Here is a 3,500-nt window from a genome sequence, read left to right as displayed (position 1 = left end):
CAAAACTANTCAAACAACAAAAAGKCAAGTGCACCTGGTGTGGGCAATTCTTTACCCCATCAGATTTAATTGAAGTAGACCACATTGTACCTAGAAGCCATGGCGGAAAGGATGAATACAAAAATCTTCAATTATTACACCGCCACACCCGCGATGATAAAACAGCTCTTGATGAAGAGATGATGCTGTACTCTTAACAAGGAGACGGTCAAATTAGGAGCCGTATGAGGTGAAAGTCTCATGTACGGTTCTGCTGCTGAATGGGAGGGGTAGACCGTGAGGTCTATCTCGACCCCTATTAGACGGCTGGAGTAGATGGAGAGATAGCGTGGGAGACGTTTAGGAGTGAAATAGGGCTGCAATGCCTGAAATAACCTCCTAGTGGGACTTCCACTCCTTGGTGGAATATAAGGGATTCGCACCCTTGACCATCCCATAACTATCTATGTGTCTCAACATCTGGCTTCGACAACCAGATAAGGCAGAGAGACTCAAGGTCAAGACTGAGCGAAAAAAAGAGGGSAGTTGTGTTATGGTCGAAAGAGAAGTCACCTTCCCCAACTCCAATTCCAAACCGTGCTTGCGAGTTTCCCAGCACACGGCTCCTGATGTAGATACCCTATTGTCAGTAGGAACAGGGCTACAACCCCCCGCTTTGTAACCTCAACTTTGGGAGCTAAAATTAGGGGTCGAGATAGACCTCACGGTCTACCCCTCCCATTCAGCAGCAGAACCGTACATGAGACTTTCACCTCATACGGCTCCTAGTTTGACCGTCTCCTTGTTAAGAGTACAGCATCATCTCTTCATCAAGAGCTGTTTTATCGTCGTGACAATGGCGATGTAATAGTTGAAGATTTTTGTATTCATCCTTTCCGCCATGGCTTCTAGGTACAATGTGGTCTACTTCAATTAAATCTGATGGGGTAAAGAATTGTCCACACCAGGTGCATCTACCTTTTTGTTTTTTGAGTAGTTTTGCTACCCCAATTGGCGTGTCGATTGCTTGTCCTTTCCTGGTTGCCCAGTAAGTCCAATTTCCGTCGTATGGTGTTGCGTCAGGGCGTATTAGGGTATGTCTGACAATTGGAGTCCAGTTGTGTTTGTACAGATGTAACCCATCTTTGGTTTGGAACAACCAATTTTCGTGTCTTTCTTTCCCATTGCTAAGTTTAATTGTTCCATATCTGAAATAATTACTTAGCTTTTCGTGACTTGCCTTTCCGCATCTTGATACTGTCCATGCCCGTAACATTTGCCAGATTGCATTATCTAGTTTAGTGAAGGTCTCTTTTGAGACTACCGCTGAATAATAGTTTGACCATCCCCGAATAATTGGATTTAGTCTACTTATCAGGGCTGATTGAGGTGCTGTTTTGTATTGTTTTATTACACCTTTTATCGCTTCTGTGTGGGCAACTGCTTTTTGRCTRGGTTTTATGTGGGTTTTATGTCCGATTAATYGGCTTGCTYTCCCGCCTKTTTTYCCAGATTTGTACTTTCCTGTTGGATATTGCCTGATATTGAATCCTAGAAAGTCGAACCCTGGGTTCTCTGTCTTGCCGCCATACTCTATAGTTTTGAGTGTATGACAGATTCGAGTCTTTTCAGGTTTTATTTCTAGTCCTACAGGTTTTAGCCATTTGGAAATAGCAGTTTTGCACTGTTCAATGATTCCTAGTTCTTTTGAAATTACCACGAAATCATCGGCGTATCTTATAACATTCGCATATGGGCGATTGTCTCTTTTCTTGGGATACAGTTTTTCAATTAACCTAATCATTCCCAACAGTGCGATGTTGGCGAGTATTGGACTTATTACCCCTCCTTGGGGTGTTCCTGCTTCTGTATCCTCAAATACACCGTTATCTAGCACTCCCGCTTTGAGCCATTGTTTCAGGTCTCTTTTTAGGTTGCTTGGACAATGAATTTTGGACAGTAGGTAATCATGGTTTATTCGGTCAAAGCATTTTGCTATATCAGCGTCGAGAACATAGTATTCACCTTTGTTAATACTTTGGTAAATCCTGCTTATTGCGTCTTGTGCTGACCGTCCGGGTCGGAACCCATAGCTTGTGCCTTCAAATCTCGATTCCCATTCAGGTTCGAGGGCCGACTTAACCAAGGCTTGCCTTGCTCTATCTTGGATTGTAGGAATTCCTAGGGGGCGTTTCTCATCCCTGCCAGGTTTCGGTATCCACACTCTCCTAAGTGCCTTTACCTTAAGCTTCCCTTTGATTTTCTCAGTCAGTTCAAACCTTTGCTTAGGAGAAATTATGATAACTCCATCTACTCCAGCTGTTTTCTTTCCTTGATTGTCTTGGGTCACTCGCCGCACTGCTAAGAGCCGGGCATAATACGATTTCACCAATAGACGTTGCAACCTTCTTACCTTTGCATTTTGTCCCGATTTAGCTGCTTGGAATATACTCTTTTGGAGCTTGAAAACTTTCCGTTGAACCTTAGTCCATGGGATTGTCTTCCATGCGTTGGTCGTAGTCTTGATTGGTCTGGGTTTTCCAAATCCTCTCTTTGAACTCGCTATCGCCATTTGTACACCTACTAGACTCTATCCTTACAATCAAACCGTGACCTGTTAGCATATCCCTGCCATTACAGTAGGGCGTTGGCTTTTGGTCACATCTCACATCCTCTAGGACTTGCGGTTACACTTATCCCTACTGATATCTCGACCAGATAATCAGAGTCCAGGAGGACTTAAAACGTTCCGTTTATATGGGCATTCCATCTTTAGATTTGTCTTGTCCACCGGGGTACTTTTAAAGGTCTGTGTAGGTAGTAAATAGAAGCCCCTACTTTTCCCCTTGCTCTTTTGAGCGCAGCGTATCAACCTATTTCGCTACTAAATGATTACGATGGTTCAAGCCGGACATTCGGTTTCCCTAATCATGGATGGTTGGCAGTGGTCTCGATTCTGGTGTTGTGTTACACCTCGGAGCCTTCCGTTCCCCGCTTCAATCCTGGAGTTGTGATTTCCAAAACTGGGGGTGGCTATCGCCGTTACCCTAACTTCCTAACTTTACTTATCCATTTCTGGGCTTACTATAAGTAATTTGTATGAGTTAGTTCGTTTTGACCTTGGGCTCCCTGCCTTGATTTGTATCGTGRGATACTAATCGTTGGGACATATAAACAGTTATGAGGATGGTCAGGAGTGCGCTCCTTATATTCAACCAAGGGGTTGAAGTCCCCACCAGGCGGTTATTTCAGGTATTTCAACCTTATTTCATGCCTGAACGTCTCGCACCTCTGCTAATAAATATAGCACCAGACAGGAAAGTTAGGACGTATAATGGAGAGGACGAGATGACTAAGAAGACCAAAAATGCCAGCCCCCTATAGTTACGACCTCAGACAAAAAGTTATTGATGCAATTGAACTAGACGGTATGCCCAAAACAGAAGCCAGTCAAGTTTTCCATGTCAGCCGGAAMACCATYAATCYCTGGATGCAAAGAAAAGCACAGACCGGAGACTTCC

3 protein-coding genes are annotated in these 3,500 nt (G+C 43.9%); 2 read left to right on the top strand and 1 reads right to left on the bottom strand.

Annotation, left to right across the window (positions count from 1 at the left end; all coding sequences use genetic code 11):
• Positions 1 to 197 (top strand): HNH endonuclease (locus B9T16_RS26915; protein ID WP_410246195.1); only part of this gene is annotated, 197 nt, incomplete at its 5' end.
• A 587-nt stretch (positions 198 to 784) separates the two neighbouring features.
• Here the strand turns inward: B9T16_RS26915 and ltrA are convergent.
• Positions 785 to 2,551 carry a group II intron reverse transcriptase/maturase gene (ltrA, locus tag B9T16_RS26910; protein WP_410246194.1) on the bottom strand — a complete coding sequence of 589 codons (1,767 nt, stop codon included), beginning with the start codon at positions 2,549 to 2,551 and terminating at the stop codon, positions 785 to 787.
• Positions 2,552 to 3,346: 795 nt separating this feature from the next.
• On the opposite strand from ltrA, the gene B9T16_RS26905 reads away from it, so the two are divergent.
• On the top strand, positions 3,347 to 3,500 hold a 154-nt coding region (locus tag B9T16_RS26905; RefSeq protein WP_410246196.1), incomplete at its 3' end, for an IS630 transposase-related protein.

The sequence above is a fragment of the Arthrospira sp. PCC 8006 genome (assembly GCF_046480465.1).
Classification (GTDB): Bacteria; Cyanobacteriota; Cyanobacteriia; order Cyanobacteriales; family Microcoleaceae; genus Limnospira; species Limnospira platensis.
Note: the sequence above shows the minus strand (reverse complement) of the source record. Positions and strands in the feature narration are given on the sequence as shown.